An 18331-nucleotide genomic window follows, 5' to 3' on the forward strand; every position below is an offset into this window, starting at 1 on the left:
GCGGGGCGCCGCGCAAAGGAGGAATGCCGCCATGGCACCGAAGCTGAAAATCGTCGTGACGCCCCGTTCGTTCGGCAAATCGGACCCGGCGCCGATCGAGCTGCTCGCGTCGCGAGGGTACGACGTCGTATACAACCCGTATGGACGTATTTTGACGAAGGAAGAGATGAAGGGACTGCTCGCGGACGCGGACGGCATCATTGTCGGCGTGGACCCGCTCGACCGCGAAGTGCTGACAGAAGCGCCAGGGCTCAAGATCATCTCCAAGTATGGCGTAGGTACGGACAACATCGATCTGAAGTACGCCGAGGAGCGGGGGATCAAGGTTACGCTGGCGGCGGGCTCCAACACGGAAGCCGTCGCGGACTATGCCTTTGCGCTGATGATGGCCGTCGCCAGAAGGGTGAACGTCATCGACCGGGCCTGCCGGGACGGCGTATGGAAGGCGGAGGCGGCGATCGACATTCACGGCAAGACGCTCGGCCTGCTCGGCCTCGGCGCGATCGGCAAGGCGGTCGCCCGCAGAGCCTCGGGGTTCGGGATGAAGGTGCTCGCGTACGATCTATTCCGCGACGAGGCGACCGCGGCCGCTTACGGCATCTCTTATCGCGATTCGATCGAAGGGATCGTGCGCGAGGCGGACTTCATTAGCCTGCATCTGCCGCTAGACGACAAGACGGCGGGCATCATCGGCCGCGAGCAATTCGAGATGATGAAGCCTACCGCCGTGCTCGTGAATACGGCGCGGGGGGGCTTGATCGACGAGTCGGCGCTGCTCGAGGCGCTGCGGGCGGGACGGATCTGGGGTGCCGGCATCGACGTCTTCGAGAAGGAGCCGCCGGACAATCCGGCGCTGCTCGCCTTGGGCAACCTGATCGCGGGCTCGCACTGCGCGGCGTCCACGCAAGGAGCCGTGACCAATATGGGCATGATCGCCACGAACAATCTGATCAAGCATCTGGAGGTGTCCGTATCATGAAGCTCGGCATTCACGCCTACGCCTGGTGCTCCCAGTGGAGCAACGAGACGCTCGGCCTCATCGACCGCGTCAAGGGACTCGGTCTGGACTTCATCGAGATTCCGCTCATGACGCTGGACACGTTCGACGCCGCCGCCGTGAAGCGCAGGCTCGAAGACGCCGGACTTGACGCCGTAACGTCCACCGTGCTGCTGCGAGGCACAGACATAACGAGCGTCGATCCCGCCGTTCGCGCTGCCGGGATTGCGTACTTGAAGGACTGCGTGCGCGCGACGGCCGCCATCGGCAAGACGAATCTGTCCGGCGTCGTCTATTCGCAGCACGTGAAGGAAACGAATGCCCGTCCGACCGAGCAGGAATGGACTTGGGCGGCGGAGGGGCTGCGCGAGGCGGCCGTCTATGCGCAAGCTTACGGCGTGCAAATCGGTCTTGAGCCCGTCAATCGCTACGAATCGAACCTGGTGAATACTTGCGGACAGGCGCTGGCGCTGAAAGAAATGATCGGCGAGCCGAATATCAAAATCCATCTCGATACGTATCACATGAACATCGAGGAGAAGAGCTATTACGAGGCCACGAAGGCTGCCGGCTCCGATCTGATTCACTATCATATTTGCGAAAACGACCGGGGCATCCCGGGGACCGGACTCGTCGATTGGGATGCGATTTTCCGGGCGTTGTCCGAGATCGGGTATACCGGGTATGCCGCGCTGGAGTCGTTCGTCGACGTGACGGACAACATGAACACCTGGGTATGGCGGCAACTCGCCCCGAGCGGCGACGCGCTTGTCGAGGAAGGCGTGCGGTTCATACGCGGTAAAATGGCGGAATACGGCTTATGAAAATACAAGCGTCAGAGCGGCGCATATAAGCATAGGAGCGAAGCATATGGCGGAGTTGGCACATCGCTACGAGAGCGGCTTTCCGAAGATCGGAATCCGACCGATCATCGATCGCCGCAAGCTCGTGAAGGCGGCCACCAAGGATATGACGATTGAACTGGCGCATGAGGCCGCAAGATTGCTGTCGGCGAATTTGCGGTATCCGGACGGCACGCCGGTCGAATGCGTCGTGAACGACGTTTGCATCTCCGGCCTAAAGGAAGCGGCGGCGTGCGCGGACAGGTTCGCGAAGGAGAACGTCGGCGTGCTGCTGACCGTCGCCTCGGGCTGGTGCTATCCGCTAGAGACGATGGAGACGAACGCGCGGCTGCCGCATGCGGTATGGGGCTTCAACGGCACGGAGCGTCCCGGCGCGGTCTATATGGGCGCGTTGCACGCGGCGCACAATCAGAAGGGACTGCCGGTGTTCAAGATTTACGGCCGGCACATCCAGGATATCGGCGAGCGGACCATTCCGGTGGACGCGGCCGACAAGCTGCTGCGCTTCGCGCGCGCGGGTCTTGCTGCAGCGCTGCTGCGCGGCAAGTCGTACTTGTCGATCGGCTCGGTGTCGATGGGTATCGCGGGCTGTATCGTCGACGACGATTTTTATCAGCGCTACCTCGGAATGAAAAACGCCTACGTGGACATGACGGAGGTGAGCCGCCGCATCGAGCGCGGCATCTACGACGAGGAAGAGTTCGGCCGAGCGCTCGCTTGGGTCAAGGAGAAGTGCGTCATCGGTTCCGATCCGAACCCCGAGGCGCTGATCATTCCCGATGCCCAGAAAGCGCATAACTGGGAGACGGTCGTCAAAATGGCGCTGATCGTCCGCGATCTGATGATCGGCAACCCAAGGCTTGCAGCGCGGGGCTACGAGGAAGAGGCGTATGGTTACAACGCGATCGCATCCGGCTTCCAGGGGCAGCGGGAGTGGACCGATCACCTGCCGAGCGCGGACTTTCTCGAGGCGGTGCTGAACAGCTCGTTCGATTGGAACGGCACGCGCGAGCCATATATCGTTGCGACGGAAAACGATAACTTGAATGCGGTGACGATGCTGTTCCAGCATTACTTGACGAACACGGCGCAAATCTTCGCCGACGTGCGCGCTTATTGGAGTCCGGAGGCTGTGGCTCGCGTGACCGGCCATCGGCTCGAAGGCCGCGCGGCCGGCGGCGTGCTGCACCTGATCAATTCGGGGCCTGCGGCGCTCGACGGCACGGGCGAGATGACGCGGGACGGGCAGCCCGCGATGAAGCCGCACTGGGAGATCACGGACGAGGAGGTCGACCGTTGTCTTGCGGCTACGTCTTGGCGGCCGACATATATGGATCAGTTCGCGGGCGGCGGCCATTCGACCGACTTCCTGACGAGAGGCGGCATGCCGGTCACGATGGCCAGAGTTAATCTCGTAGAAGGCGTCGGCCCCGTACTGCAGCTGGCCGAGGGCTATACGGTCGAGCTGCCGGAAGACGTACATGCCGCGCTTGACGAGCGGACGACGCCGACCTGGCCGACGACCTGGTTCGTGCCGAACTTGGTGCCGGGCGACCCGGTCTTCGACGACGCCTATACGGTCATGGAGCATTGGGGCTCCAACCACTGCGTCGTCAGCTACGGTCATATCGGAGAGGACCTCGTCACGCTGGCAAGCATCCTGCGGATCCCCGTGAACATGCATAATTTGGACGCGAAGCGGCTGCTGCGCCCAAGCGCCTGGAGCGCGTTCGGCACGAAAGATCCGGAAGGCGCGGATTATCGGGCATGCGCGGCGTACGGTCCATTGTATAAATAAGGCGTAAAGCTGCTGAGGAGCTGGCTCCATGTCATTACGTTGACACGGGGGCAGCTTTTTTTTGTTATTGTCGCGCCAGACACCAGACAGGAAAGCAAAGTCGCCACTCCGCGGCCAGCGCTGCCCCTAGATGCACCAGAATTGTGCTCCGGGCAGCCAATCTCGCCACCACGCGTCTAACGCTGCTCCTAGATGCACAAAAATTATGCATCAAGCAGGCAAAGTCGCCACCCTGCGGCCAGCGCTGCCCCTAGATGCACAAAAATTATGCATCCGGCAGGCAAAGTCGCCACCCTGCGACTGGCACTGCGCCTAGATGCACAAGATTTATGCATCAAGCAGGCAAAGTCGCCACCCCGCGGCCAGTGCTGCCCCTAGATGCACAAGATTTATGCATCAAGCAGGCAAAGTCGCCACCCCGCGGCCAGTGCTGCCCCTAGATGCACAATATTTATGCATCAAGCAGGCAAAGTCGCCACCCTGCGGCCAGCGCTGCCCCTAGATGCACAAAAATTATGCATCCGGCAGGCAAAGTCGCCACCCCGCGGCCAGCGCTGCCCCTAGATGCACAAAAATTATGCATCCGGCAGGCAAAGTCGCCACCCCGCGACTGGCACTGTCCCTAGATGCACCAGATTTTTGTGATCCGGGCAGCCAATCTCGCCACCCCGCGAGAATTTTGTCACGCCATGCTGACTCCATCGCCAGTTGCCGCATCAGCGCCCTGCGCGTTTACACAACTCGCGATTAATGTCGTTAAATTTACGAAATCGTTCATCTCCGCTGACAAAGAGGAAACAACACACTTGTATACTAGTCAGGGAATTATGTATACAACGTACTGTGGAGGAGTTATTGACGATGAGAAACGTAAAAAAGCTTTCGACCGCGATATTATCGCTATCCATCTTGCTGGGCGCGATCGCGGCGCCGGCGACGGGCTTCGCGGCGACCGCGCAAGCAACCGCTGCGCAAGTCAAGAAAAGCGGCGACTTCACGCAAGCTATCGTCGAGCGCAACGCGACGGGCCAACTCGTCATCCACTGGAAAACGAATGCGGATCTCGGGCCGGCCAAGGTGTATTGGAGCACCTCGCCGGACAATATCGAAAAGAACGGCAAACTGCTTGCAGCTACCTATACGCGCTACGGCGGACACGTCGCTGCGGATCCGAAGCCGGGCGGCCGCATCTATTTCCTCGTGAAAGGCGGCAACGGCGCAACGATCTCCGCATCCGAGAGGCATGTCGACCTGGAGGGAGCGGCCAACTTCCGCGACTTGGGCGGTTATGCGACGACGGACGGCCGTACGGTCAAATGGGGCAAGCTGTTCCGTGCCGATGCGATCGGCAAGCTGACGGATGCGGATCAGAAAAAGCTGCAAAATATGGGCCTGACGACGGACGTCGATTATCGCACGGACGCCGAAGTGAAATCGCTGCCCGATCCGGTCATTAAGGGCATTAATTATGTGCGAACAGACGAAGGCAATCCCGGCAGCAATACCGACTTCGGCACGATTCTCGCTTCCGGATTGATGAAGGACAAGGAAAGTGCCGTGCAAATGATGGTTCAAGGCAACAAATCGATGGTCGACAATCCCAAATTTTACGTCCAGCTAATGGAGCTGCTGAACGATCCCAAGAACATGGCGCTTGTGCAGCACTGCACCGCCGGCAAAGACCGTACGGGTCTTGGCTCCGCGATCATCCTGCTGACGCTCGGCGTCGACGAGAAGACGGCCATGGAAGACTACCTGTTGTCCAACGTCTACAATGCGGCCAATAACCAAAAGTCGATCGAAGCGCTGAAAACTCAGATTCAGGATACGAACGTCATTGAAGCCGTCACCGCGCTGATGGGCGTGCAAAAAGAATTTCTCCAAGCGTCGCTTGACGAGATGAAGGCGAAGTACGGCTCGATCGACAAGTTCATCGAAGACGGCCTCGGCGTTACGAAGCAGGAACGCGCCAAGCTGAAGGCGATGTATACGGAATAGAGACCCTGCCCGCGATAACCCTATTCAAACCACGCAAAAAGCGAGACGGAACCGAATTACGGTTGTTCCGTCTCGCTTTTATGGATGCTGACGCTTGCGGTCGGCTTTTTTTATTTTCAAGGTCAAAAAAATACCGTTCGAAAGTCAAAACAGTCCTCTATGTTTTTTGCGGCCGCGCTTCAATAATGAGTACAACTGCGAAGGGTCTAAGGTTAGACCAAATAAATGAAAGAGAAAGGTGTGAAAGAATGAAAAGGCTCTTAAACTTGTTCATGGTCATTGCGCTTTGCCTGGGGTATTTGCCGTCATTTGCGACGCCCGCATCTGCCGCGAATGCGGGATTGATTAACGGCGGCTTCGAGAGCGGCCTATCCGGGTGGACGCAGGCAGTCGGCACGACCGGCGTTACTGCTAGCACGGAGCAGAAGCTTTCCGGCAGCGGCAGTCTGAAAATCGTGGACGCCAGCGCGGGAACGACGATCGCGGTGGAGAGCGACAAGCAAGTTGCAGCCGCAGGGCACTACTACTCGGTGACGGGCGCCGTCTATTTGGCTTCGGGCGCGACGAACGTCCAACTGCGTTTTTACGACGAAACGAACGCGCTCGTCGGGACGCCGCCCTCAGCCTACGTATTCACGCCGCTGAATGCCTGGACGAGCTTCAACGTATCCGCCGAAGCGCCGGCAAATGCCGCCAAATGGAGCTTATACTTGACCACGGGGAACTCGAACACCGGTACGAGCTATTACGACGATCTTCAGGTTACTGAAAGCGCATTCTCCGCGCTGCCGATCGAAGACACCTTCGATAGCGATCCGACCGGATCGACGCCCGACGCCTACGCGGTCGGCGGACTTGGATTTGCCACCGTTACGGATACGCCCGGGAGCGGCAACAAGAGCTTGACGCTGCGAGACCAGCAAGCGTCGACCGCCGGCGTCTCCGCGGTTCGGCCGATTCAACCGCTTACGAGCGGCAGGTACGAGCTGGAGACGCGGTTTCTGTACGCGCCCGACGCGACGGGAGCGGGCAATCAGCTTGCCTTTAATTTGAATCTGCTCGGGAAAAACGCGAGCGGGGCGCTGCTGCCCGGCGCGCAGATCAAAATCTTGAACAATGGCGGCGCCAAGATCATTAGCGGCGCAGGCAACGCCGACCTGCCGAACGGCAACGGCTCGCTGGCGACGAATGAGTGGTATACGGTTCGGATCGCGATTAATATGGACGACAAGAAGTACGACGTCTATATGACCAGCGACGCGATCGAACCCGGCACTTATATCAAGCCGCCGGCCGTTCGCGTCGACGATCATACCGCCGTTTTGAAGGATCGTCCGTTCGTGACGACCGGGCTCCTCAGCTTGAATCAAATCCAGCTGGAAACGCTGGATAAAACGGGATCGGTTCACTTCGACCGAATGAGCCTCGTTCGGCAGCACGGCGTGAGCGGCACGGTGCGGGACGCGAACGGCGAAGGACTGGCGGGCACAACCGTCAAAGTGTACGCCGCGGGCGACACCGGCTTTATTTACGCGCTCGACACCGCCACTTCGGGTGCGGACGGCGCCTATACGTTCGCCAAGGCGGTCAATGACGGCACGTATGTACTCCGAGCCTCGTTGCCAGGGTATGCGACCGTCTCTCAGACGCTGACCGCGTCGGAAGCCGGGGTGGCCGGCACGGAGCTGGTCCTGGAAGAAGCCGAAACGGCGATGCACGCAGTCGGCGGCAAGGCGGTCGCGGCAGGCACCGGTCAACCGGTCGCAGGCGCGACGGTTCGGCTGTACGATGAGGCATTCGTCACGCTGTACGGCACCTCCACGACCGCGGCCGACGGTTCGTTTACAATCGATGCCCAAGTATACGACGGCCGGTACCGGCTGAAAGCCGAACAAGCCGGCTACGTGACGACGACCTGGCCGGTCGCGGTGTACAAAGCGGACATGACGGACGAGACGATCGCGATGCCGCCGAAAGCGACCGCGGTTACCGCCGAGACGGTCGTCAAACCACCGCAGGGCGTACACCCTCGCCTGTATGTCAGGGAAGACGATATTCCTCAGCTGCAGGCCAAGCTATCCGACCCGACGATGCAAACGGTGTGGAATGCCGTTCTTGTGAGCAGTGGAAACGCCTCGTTTACGACGAGCAGCGGCACGACGCTCGATCTCGAAACGTATCCGCTTCCAGACCCGAAGCAGGCGAGATATGTCCGGATCGTCGGCAAAGGAAATAACGGCGGTTCCTCGGCTCCATGGAACTCCATTACCGAAGCTAGCGTATACGGCGCGCCGCAGGGCAGCGGATATGCCAATCTGCCCGTACAGTCGACGACCTGGAGCGCTGCGCAGGACAGCGACCACGACGGAACGAAAACGCTGGACGGGGACTTCAATACGTACTGGACGGCCGAAGGCGCGGGGCAATGGATTAAGTTCGATCTGGGCTCCGTACAGGAAGTGCACGCAGTAGCGCTGGCATTTTTCAAAGGCAATGTCCGCAATTCATTCTTCGACGTGGACGTATCGACGGACGGACAAACCTGGACGCGTCTCGATCTGGAGACGGGAGACCGTCCCGAAGGCTGGCTGCCGCCGATCAAGGGCGACGCGAAGACGAACTACATCGCCGGCGTGCGCCAGGCGATCGAAGCGGCGGCGCTGCGATATCTCGTGCAAGGCGACGAGGCGCAGGGCGAACAGGCCGTATCGATGATTAAAAACTTCCTTGGCACCGTCGACTTTACGCCGGCCGAGCAGTACCACCAAGTCGGCGATACGCTCAACGCGGCAGCCATCGTCTACGACTGGTGCTATGATCTGATGGACGACGATGATCGGTCGTTTATTATCGCCAAGATGAAGTCGCTCGCCACCGATCTGGAAATGGGCTATCCGCCGCAAGCGAGCGTGCCCGCGGTCGAGAGCCACTACAGCGAGGATCAGCTGCTCAAAAACCTGCTCGCGGCCGGCGTCGCCGTCTACGACGAGGACCCGGCCCACGAGATTTACAACAACGCCGCCGTTCTGCTCATGAATCAATACGTGCCCGTACGCAACTTCTGGTACGAGTCGGGCATGCATCACCAGGGCGATTCCTACGGGATGCAGGGGCGCTACGAGCCCGAGCTTTGGGCGCAGCTCATCATGCGGAAGATGGGCGCCGGCGATATATTCTCGGAAAAGCAAGGCGACGTCCTGATGCGCGCGATTTATACCCGCAGACCGGACGGCCAGCTCATCCGCGACGGCGATTCCTATCAGGATATTTACACGCCCGACGACAAGACCTGGAAGTATGAGAAGGAGGCCATGCTCGCTTCTTACTTGTACGATAACCCATACGTTCACGATATGTTCGAGGGCGAATACGTGCCGGGGACGATCGATCCGGTGGCGGAAATGCTGTTCGTCCAGCCGGACCAAGCGACCAGCCCGGTGAGCGAGCTGCCGTTGACCAAGTACTTCGGCTCGCCGATGGGATCGATGGTGGCGCGCACCGGCTGGGACGATCCGACGGCCATCGACAAAAATTCCCCCTCCGTCGTCGCGGAGATGAAAATCGGCGGCTACTGGTTCGGCAACCATCAGCATCTGGATATGGGCAGCTTCCAGCTGTATTATCAAGGCTCGCTCGCGCTGGACAGCGGCATGTACGAAGGCTTGCCGGCGGCAGGCGGGAAGTCCGAATCCTATATGAGCGCCTACGACCGCAACTTCTACAAACGCACGATCGCGCACAATTCCATGCTCGTCTACGATCCGGCGGAGACGCCCGTCTATCGCGGACAATCGCTGGTTAACGACGGCGGACAGCTATGGGCGAACGACTCAGGCGCTTACGCCGAAGCATGGTCGCTCGAGGATCTGGCGGGCAAAGACTACGCACGCGCCAAAGTGACCGGGCAGGCGTACGGCGGGGGCTCGGATCCGCTCGCCCCCGATTACAGCTATATTAAGGGCGACCTGACGCAGGCCTATTCGGATAAGGTCAGTCAGTTCGATCGTTCGATGATGTTCCTGAACCTGAAGGACGCCGATCATCCCGCCGCGATGATCGTCTTCGACAAGGTCGTCTCTTCGAATCCGAACTTCAAGAAGAGCTGGCTGCTGCATACCGAGGAGGAGCCGACCGTGGACGGCTCGGTCACGACCGTGACGAGAAGCGGGAACGGGTACTCCGGCAAGCTCGTAAATGAGACGCTGCTGCCGCTCGCGGACAATGTGAACATTAAAAAGGTAGGCGGGCCGGGACACGAATTCGAAACGAACGGAACGAATTATCCGCGAATTCCTTCTACGCCGGCCCACTTGAACACGATCGAAGCGGGTGCTTGGCGCGTGGAAGTATCGCCAAAAGCGCCTTCGGAGACCGACTATTTCCTGAACGTCATGCAAGTGATGGACAACGGGGAAACGACGGTTCTGCCGAGCCGGAGGCTCGACGCCGATCTGATGACGGGCGCGCAAATCGCGGACCGCGCGGTCTGGTTCAGCAAGAGCGGCCAGCGTCTGAACGAATCGGTCACGCTGTCCGTGTACGGTTCGCAGCCGGACATGTCGGTGACCGTAGCCGATATGTCCGCGGGGAAATGGAAAATTTCGATGCCCGGCCAACCCGATCGAACGGGTCTCGTGAGCGAAGAGGGCGGCGTGCTGGCATTCTCGGCGCCTGAAGGGACGTACACGCTGACACCAGTCGGCGACGAGCAGCCGGTTCCGGATTCATCGGGCGCATCGGGCGCTCCGGGCAAGCCGGTCCTGTCGAGCGACAACGGCTACGATACGGGTCTTCTGGACGGCAGCTATAAGATTACGATGAATATGTGGTACGGATTCAACGGCTCGACCTATAAATTGTACGAGAACGGCAAGTTAATCGACACAAGAACGCTTGCCGCCCTTTCGCCTTCGGCTCAACTGGCCGAAACGGCGATCGGCGGCAAAACGAACGGTTCGTATACGTATACATGCGAGCTGATCAACGCCTACGGTACGACTCCTTGTTCGCCGCTAAGCGTCACTGTTAAAGACGCCGCGCCGGGCAAGCCGACGCTGTCCAACGACAATTGGGACGGGAACGGCGACTATAAGGTGACGATGAACCTATGGTGGGGGACGAACGCCACGACTTACAAGCTTTACGAGAACGGCGTTCTGATCGATGCCCAGACCCTTTCGGCCCACACGCCGAGCGCGCAAACGGCTGCGACAAGCATTAAAGGACGCGCGAAGGGCACTTACGAATATCGCGCCTTGCTCAGCAATGATGCAGGCGATTCGGAAAGCGAAGTCATGAAGGTAACGGTTAGCTAACGGGAAACGGCGGGTAGAATTCGAGAATCTCGAATTCTGCCCGCCGTTCATGCGATACGGATAAAAATGCCGTAACGACCGTCGAAGTCAAAAAAGTACCGACGACATGTCAAAGCGCTCGTCTATGAATGCGAGAAGCCATGCCGGATAATAAACGTAGGCAAGCGCAAGATTAAATCGTCGGAAGGTGATGCATTTGAAAAAGTCATTGCTCGTCGTATTATCGGGGGCGACCTTGCTGGCTACGGCCTGCTCGAACAATGGGAAAGAGACAAACGGGGCGGCTTCGAGCCAGCCCGCGACAAGCGCAAGCCCGGCGTCGGCATCGGCGACCGCGTCCGAAGCGGCCAAGCCGGAGAAAATCAGCTTGCGCTTCATGGTCCCGGTCGGCACGGAATTCGCCAACGCTACGCTTCCTTCGGCAGACAAAGACTTCGTCAAGCAGGCGATCGAAGAGAAGTTTAACGTGGATCTGAAGCTCGACTACATGGTCGGCGGCGAAGATTACAAGAGCAAGATGAACGTCCAACTGGCCGGGGGCGATATTCCCGACGTGTTCGTCGCGGACGGCGCCGCGTCCCAGAAGTACGCGACCGACGGCCTGCTGGCCGACCTGACGCCGTACCTGAACAAGGAAAAGATGCCGAATTACTACAACTGGGTCAAACAGGAAGAGCTCGATTCGTACCAGCTGGTAGGCGGCGGCTTCAACCGCGGTATCCTTCCTTTCATGCGCAACCAATATCCCGCCTGGTACGTGCGAAAGGATTGGCTCGACAAGCTGAAGCTCGAGATGCCGAAGTCGTACGACGAGATGCTCGAGGTCATGCGCAAATTCACCAACGAGGACCCGGACGGCAACGGCAAAAAGGATACGTACGGCTTCTCGACGTCGGGAAATGGCGCAAGCGTGCCGCTCGAGTTCCCGCAATGGCTGGCGAACGGTTTCGTGGCCGACTTCCAAATCGCGAACAACGCATTCGTGGACAACCGGACGGACCTTGGCGTACAGAAGGTCATACAGGGCATTATCGATATGACGAACGAAGGCATCGTCGACCCGGACTGGTTCCTCAGCAAATATCCGGGGCATCTGGACAAGGCGGCGCAAAATAAGATCGGCATCATCTTTAGCGGCGAAAAGAACGCGGCGCTCGAAGGCGATGCGAACAGCTTGCAGTCCCGCACGAAAGCGATCGATCCGAACGCGGACTGGCAGCCGTTCAATCCGTTCCCGGACCTGCCGGCGATCTGGAAAAACGGCGTGCCGGAAACCTCGGTCATGGTCGGAAAAGCGGTCGCCGAGAAAGATCCGGAGAAAATTGCGCGAGCGTTCGAAGTGCTGAACTGGCTGGCCGGCGAAGAAGGCTTCCTGCTGACTCACTATGGTCAGGAAGGCAAGCATTATACGAAAGAAGGCAATAAAATAACGCTCAATCCCGAAGCGTACAATGCGGACATCGCGAACGCAGGCAATTGGCTCGGCATTTACCGCTTCTTCACGCCGGAGGAGCCTGCCGTTCTCGGCCTCGAGGTGGGCGATCCGCGCATCTCGCCGCGCGACCAGGCAATCTTGACGACGGTCGCTTCGTATCCGAAGCACGACGCGCTCCCGCCGGTCTCGCTGCTGCCGCCTGAAGGCACCAACATCGGCGACTTCCGCAAAGAAATGCACCGCCTGCACATCAAGATGATCTTCGAGGATAAGAGCGCCGCCAAGTGGCCCGAGTACCGCGAAGAGCTGATGACGAAGTATACCGGCAGAACGATCTTCCAGGGCTATACCGACCAGATCAATGCCGTGCTGAAGGACAAAAAGCTTGACGCCTTTAAGTAAGACAAACGATATCCCGTTAGAAGCTCGATATCCGGCAAGGTGAAGAAACGGAAGGCAGCCCCTGACGGGGTCGGGGCTGCCTTCTTCCTTTCCCGCAACTCCAGCACAAAGGGGCAGTGGCAATGAACCAAACCCTAGCACAATCGAAGCACAAGGCGGCTTCCCCCAAAAGCTCCGCTAGGCGCAAGTCGTTCGCAAGCTTGTATCGCGGCAGATGGATGATTCTGATGATGATTCCCGGTTTGCTCTATTATTTATTGTTTCACTATTTGCCCATGGCGGGCATTTTGATCGCCTTTCAGGACTACAACCTGATGAAGGGCATATGGAAAAGCCCTTGGGTCGGCTTCGAACATTTTCGGACCATGTTCCAATCCCCCGATTTTCCCCAAATCATGAAAAATACGCTGCTCATCAGCATCTATCGCATGATCTTTAATATGATCCCCGATATGCTGCTTGCGCTGCTGTTGAACGAGATTCGCTCCAAGTGGTTCAAAAAGGTCGTCCAGTCGATCACGTACGGACCGCACTTCCTGTCCTGGATTATCGTGTACGGCATCGTCTTTTCCTTTTTCGCGCCCGGCGCCGGCCTGGTCACGACGCTGTTTCGCGACTGGGGATGGGGCGAACTGAACCTGCTGACCGATCCGGATTATTTCCGTCCGCTGCTCGTCGTCTCCGATCTGTGGAAAAACGTAGGCTTCGGGGCGATTATTTATTTGGCCGCGCTCGGGTCGATCAATCCGGAGCTGTACGAGGCGGCGGCGGTGGACGGCGCAGGCAGATGGCGGAAAATGTGGAATATCACGCTGCCCGGCATCCGTTCGGTGTTCGTGCTGCTGCTGATCTTGCGGATGGGCAGCATTCTCGATGCCGGCTTCGATCAAGTATACATCTTCCTCAATGCCAGGGTATTCGGCGTCGGGGATATCATCGACACCTGGGTATTCCGTCAGGGGCTCGAGCAGCTGAACTTCAGCATCGCCGCGGCCACCGGCGTGTTCAAATCCTTGATCGGTCTGATCTTCATTCTGGGCGCGAATAAAATAGCCAAAAAAGTCGGAGGTTCGGGCATATGGTAACGAAAACGGACCGTATCGTCGACGGCGCGCTCTATATCTTTCTCGGATTGTTCGCGTTGTCGACGCTGTTCCCGCTGTACTTCGTGGTCGTCATGTCCATCACGCCGTATACCGAGGTGCTTCGCAACGGCGGCTTCGTCATCTGGCCGAGCGCCGTGACGCTCGAGGCCTACGAACAGATTCTGGCGAGCGCTCGGATCCCCGATGCGCTGCGGATTACCTTAATCGTCACGATCGTCGCCACCGCGATTAATTTGATCGTCACGACGCTGCTTGCTTACCCGTTGTCCAAAAAATCGACGCCGGGGCGCAACGGGATTTTGCTCGCGATCATATTCACCATGTTGTTCAACGGGGGACTTATACCGACCTACATGGTTATTCGCGAGCTGGGACTCTACAACACCATCTGGGCGATGATCATCCCAGGCACGGTATCCACGTTCAACTTCTTGATCATGAAAACATATTTCGAAGGGCTGCCGCAGGAGATCGAAGAGGCGGCGCGGATCGACGGCTGCGGCGAGATCGCGACGCTCTGGCGGATCGTGCTGCCGCTGTCGGCGCCGATTCTGGCCACCATCGGACTCTTTTACGGCGTCGGGCACTGGAACGAATACTTTAAAGGCATCATGTACGTCTCGGATAAGGATCTGGCGCCGATCCAGGTGGTTCTGCGCAATATGATTCAGACGCCGAGCGTAAGCCAGGAACTGTCGCTGAATGCATCCAAGGTGGCGCAGCTGCCGCCGGAGACGATCAAGATGGCCACGGTAACGGTCGCGATCATGCCGATCGTGCTCGTGTATCCTTTCCTGCAGAAGTACTTCACTAAAGGGGTCATGATCGGCGCTATCAAAGGATAGGAAAATTAAGGGGCTCGGCATCCGGGATTTTTCCGGATCGCCGAAGCCCTTGGGCTATTCTATGGTAATATAATTTCATCCATTTGTTCCCTTCAGGCCGGAGGTGCGCCAGCCGAATATGATCCCCATCTTACCGAGACTTGCGAACGCTTTCCGCAGCTCCGTGCAGCTGCGGCTCACCAGCTATTTTCTAATCATTCTCCTGCCGCTTGTTGCGGTCAGCATATTCGCAAGTTTGCGCTCCGAGCGGATCCTGGAGCGCAAGGTCAACGAGCAGACGGTCGTCGCGCTGTCCTCCGCGATGGAAGCCATCGACTTGACGATGGACAATCTCGAGAATATGTCCATGGCGCTGGCGACGGATACGAACCTGATCGAGCTTCTCAACCTGACGGACCCGCAGCTGACCGGCGAGATGACCCTGGATTTTCAGAAGGTGCTCGTACAGCTTACCAATATGAAATCCGCCAACAGTTATCTCACCCAATTATCGATTTATCATGCCTATTCGCATACGATTCTGTCTTCGAAATTCGGAGGCAGAAGAGTGGACGAGATTCCGGGACAGGATTGGTATGCCGAACTGATGCAGTCGCACGGCAAAAGCCGTCTCCTCGTGCCTAAGCGGGACGAGTTCAATTCGTATCAGCAGCTGGACCAGACCTTTCAGCCGGGTTACGTCAGCTTGCTTCGTACGATGGATCCGTTCAAGCAGGGGGATCGCAAAAGCGTGCTGATGATCACCCTTGACGCCGCGCATCTGCGCAAGCATCTCGATACGCTCATCGACGGGACGGACGAAAGCGTCTATCTGACGACGGCCGACGACCGGCTGATCGTGGGGGCGGGCTCGGTCGACGAGACGATGCCGGCCTGGGAATCCGAGGGCGACATCGTGACCGTTATGCCGTCGGCCAAAAGCGGAAAAAGCGAAATGCTCGTACGGTATCAGTCCCCGTCCTCCGGCTGGACCGTCATCCTCGTCAAACCGGCCGCGGCTATGTACGCGGAGACGGATCAGCTGCGGACGTTCATGTACGCGATCATCGCCATCAGCGTGCTGCTCACCATCGTCATCTCCTGGATCGTCTACCGCGGCATCGCCTCGCCCCTCGGCGCGCTGGCCTACGGGATGAAGCAGGTGCGGATGGGGCGCCTCGATACGAATCTTCCGAACAAGCGGGAGGACGAATTCGGCTATCTGATGAGCGCCTTCAACGACATGGCCCTCGAGCAGAAAAACCTGATCGAAAACATCTATGAGCAGCAGCTGCTCCGGCTGAAGGCCGAGCTGCGCGTCCTGCAGTCGCAGATCAATCCGCATTTTTTGTACAACACGCTCGATTCGATCTACAGCATGGCGGAAAATTACGAGGCCGAGGAAATATCGGAGATGGCGCTCAATTTGTCGAAGTTTTTCCGGCTGAGCCTGAGCAAAGGACAGGACGAGTTCACGGTCGAAGAAACGATCGAGCATCTGCGCTATTACTTGCGCGTGCAGGAGCTGCGGTTCATCGACAAGCTGTCCGTCGACATCCGGATCGAAGAGGCGTGCAAGCCGTATCCCGTCCTGAAGCTGCTGCTGCAGCCGATCGTGGAGAACGCGATTCTGCATGGTCTGGAGCAGAAAAAGAAGAACGGCGTCGTGCGGATCGACGGCCGGATGGAGGCCGGAAGGCTCCGTCTCGCGGTGTCTGACAATGGAAAAGGGATTCCCCCTGACAGGCTGCGCTATATCAGAGACGAGCTGGATCGCCTGTACGCGCATGCCGGCCAGGCCTGGGATCAGGAGCTGAAACGCAACGACCTGTACGGCCTATGGAACGTAAAAGCGAGACTCAAGCTGTACTACGGCGATTCTGCGGAACTGACCGTCGACAGCATCGAAAACGAGGGAACCACCGTCGTGCTGTGGATCCCGATCGGAGGCGCCCGTGAATCTGATGATCGTAGAAGACGAGCTTCGGCTTCTTAACAACATTGCCCGCAACATTTCCTGGGAGGAGCATGAGATCGAAGTGGTGGCCACGGCGGACAACGGCATCGACGCGATCAAGCTGTTCGATCAGGCGAAGCCGAACATCGTGCTGCTGGACATCCGGATGCCCGACCTGGACGGTCTGTCCGTCGCGCGGCATATCGTGGAGGCGGATCCGCTGGCGAAGATCATCTTCCTGAGCGGACATGACGACTTCAAGTACGCCCAGACCGCGATCGAGCTTCAGGTCGCCAAGTACCTGCTCAAGCCCGCCGGCAACGACGAGGTGCTGCAGGCGGTGCTCGAGGCGCGCGAGCGCATTCGCGAGGAGCTGGCCGCCAAGTACAATCAGGAGCTGATGCGCAAAAAGTGGGCGGAGCACCTGCCCAGGCTGCAGGACCTTTTTTTCCAAAACTGGGTGTCGGGAAAATATGCCGAATGGGAAATCGGACAGCGCAGCCGGGAGCTTATGATCGACTTGCCGGACGATGCGAACTGGGCCGTCACCGTCGCGGACCCGGATCCGCTCACCGCGCCGAATCCCCGTTTTACGGCCGAGGATATCACGCTGCTGAAAATTTCGATGCTCGGCATCGCCAAGGAGTTTCTGGCGAACGTGCCGTGCCACATTTTTTCCGACGGCGAAGGCGCGACCGTCATCGTATTCAGCGACGTGCCGGGCGAGCGGGAGAAACGGCGATCCGCCGGCGACTTCACGGCGGAAGTCCACCGGCATACGACGAGGTTGTTATCCGTCTTTAAGGAATATATGAAGACTTCCGCGAGTGCCGGCATCGGCCGCGCCGTAGACAAAAGGCCCGGCGTCAGCCGCTCGTATCTGGACGCAAGCCAGGCGCTGACGGAACGCGTCGTGCACGGTCACGACATCGTCGTGCCCTACCGCGACGAGTCGGCGCATACCCATTCGGTCGTTGCCGACGTTCAGCTGGAGAAGGTGCTCGCGCACGCGCTGGAGTCCGGTCAGCGCGATGCTGCGATCGCCTTGATCGACGAGTGGCTCGAGACGCATGTCGAGCGCGCGAAAACGAGCGAGGAAGTGTACGTAAACGTGCTGCTGCTCGCCTCGCTTCTCGTCCGTGTCGTCCATTTCCAGGGATGGCCGCTGCAAGAGGCGCTGGGGCGCCATCTGGCGTTTTTTCAGCAGCTTCGGGCCTTATCAACCAAGGAACAGACGCGCCAATGGCTTTACGGCACCGTCGACCACATCTGCGCCTATGTCAACGGCACGAAAAGCAAAAGCCGCCACGAGCTGATCGAGAAGATGATCGGCATGGTCGAAGCCGAGATCGGCGAAGATATCGGGCTGCATGAAGTCGCGAGCAAGCTGTATATCAACGCTTCGTATTTGTCCCGCCTGTTCAAGCAGCAAATAGGACAGTCGTTCACCGCATACATCGTGGAAAGAAAAATGAAGCTTGCGATGCAGTGGCTGTCGGACGGCATGAAGGTATCGGAGACGGCGAACATGCTGGGCTACCGGGACTTCAGTTATTTTGCCAAGGTGTTCCGCAAAACGTGGGGCGTGACGCCAGCCGAAGTGAAGAACAAAAAGGCGATGACGTAGTTCCGCAAC

At 58.6% G+C, this 18331-nt stretch carries 10 protein-coding genes; all 10 read left to right on the forward strand.

Going from position 1 to position 18331, the window contains the following annotated elements; translation table 11 throughout:
• Window positions 1-31: 31 nt before the first annotated feature.
• The 10 genes from ACFOTD_RS29480 to ACFOTD_RS29525 all read left to right on the forward strand — a co-directional run bounded on the left by ACFOTD_RS29480 (window position 32) and on the right by ACFOTD_RS29525 (window position 18322).
• A complete protein-coding gene (locus ACFOTD_RS29480) occupies window positions 32-979 on the forward strand; it encodes a phosphoglycerate dehydrogenase (protein ID WP_378123541.1) in 948 nt (315 codons plus the stop codon).
• A complete protein-coding gene (locus tag ACFOTD_RS29485; RefSeq protein ID WP_378123542.1) occupies window positions 976-1821 on the forward strand; it encodes a sugar phosphate isomerase/epimerase family protein in 846 nt (281 codons plus the stop codon). Before ACFOTD_RS29480 ends, ACFOTD_RS29485 begins: the two co-directional genes overlap by 4 nt.
• Before the next feature lie 46 nt (window positions 1822-1867).
• Window positions 1868-3658 carry an L-fucose isomerase gene (locus tag ACFOTD_RS29490; protein ID WP_378123543.1) on the forward strand — a complete coding sequence of 597 codons (1791 nt, stop codon included), beginning with the start codon at window positions 1868-1870 and terminating at the stop codon, window positions 3656-3658.
• Window positions 3659-4519: 861 nt separating this feature from the next.
• Complete coding sequence (locus tag ACFOTD_RS29495; protein ID WP_378123544.1) at window positions 4520-5656, forward strand: tyrosine-protein phosphatase; 1137 nt, start codon at window positions 4520-4522, stop codon at window positions 5654-5656.
• A gap of 248 nt (window positions 5657-5904) precedes the next feature.
• Window positions 5905-10971, forward strand: coding sequence for a heparin/heparin-sulfate lyase HepB (gene hepB, locus ACFOTD_RS29500; RefSeq protein ID WP_378123545.1), 5067 nt, complete (start codon window positions 5905-5907; stop codon window positions 10969-10971).
• A gap of 196 nt (window positions 10972-11167) precedes the next feature.
• Window positions 11168-12808, forward strand: a complete 1641-nt coding sequence (locus ACFOTD_RS29505) for an extracellular solute-binding protein (protein ID WP_378123546.1) — start codon at window positions 11168-11170, stop codon at window positions 12806-12808.
• A gap of 122 nt (window positions 12809-12930) precedes the next feature.
• Window positions 12931-13893 (forward strand): ABC transporter permease, encoded by a 963-nt coding sequence (locus ACFOTD_RS29510; protein WP_378123547.1) that lies wholly within the window; start codon window positions 12931-12933, stop codon window positions 13891-13893.
• Window positions 13887-14759 carry a carbohydrate ABC transporter permease gene (locus tag ACFOTD_RS29515; RefSeq protein ID WP_378123548.1) on the forward strand — a complete coding sequence of 291 codons (873 nt, stop codon included), beginning with the start codon at window positions 13887-13889 and terminating at the stop codon, window positions 14757-14759. Before ACFOTD_RS29510 ends, ACFOTD_RS29515 begins: the two co-directional genes overlap by 7 nt.
• Window positions 14760-14877: 118 nt before the next feature.
• Window positions 14878-16734, forward strand: coding sequence for a cache domain-containing sensor histidine kinase (locus tag ACFOTD_RS29520; RefSeq protein WP_378123549.1), 1857 nt, complete (start codon window positions 14878-14880; stop codon window positions 16732-16734).
• Entirely contained in the window at window positions 16703-18322 is a 1620-nt protein-coding gene (locus ACFOTD_RS29525) for a response regulator (RefSeq protein ID WP_378123584.1), read from the forward strand. Before ACFOTD_RS29520 ends, ACFOTD_RS29525 begins: the two co-directional genes overlap by 32 nt.
• The last annotated feature ends 9 nt before the right edge of the window (window positions 18323-18331 follow it).

The organism is Cohnella sp. GCM10012308 (assembly GCF_042649185.1).
Taxonomy (GTDB): Bacteria; Bacillota; Bacilli; order Paenibacillales; family Paenibacillaceae; genus Cohnella.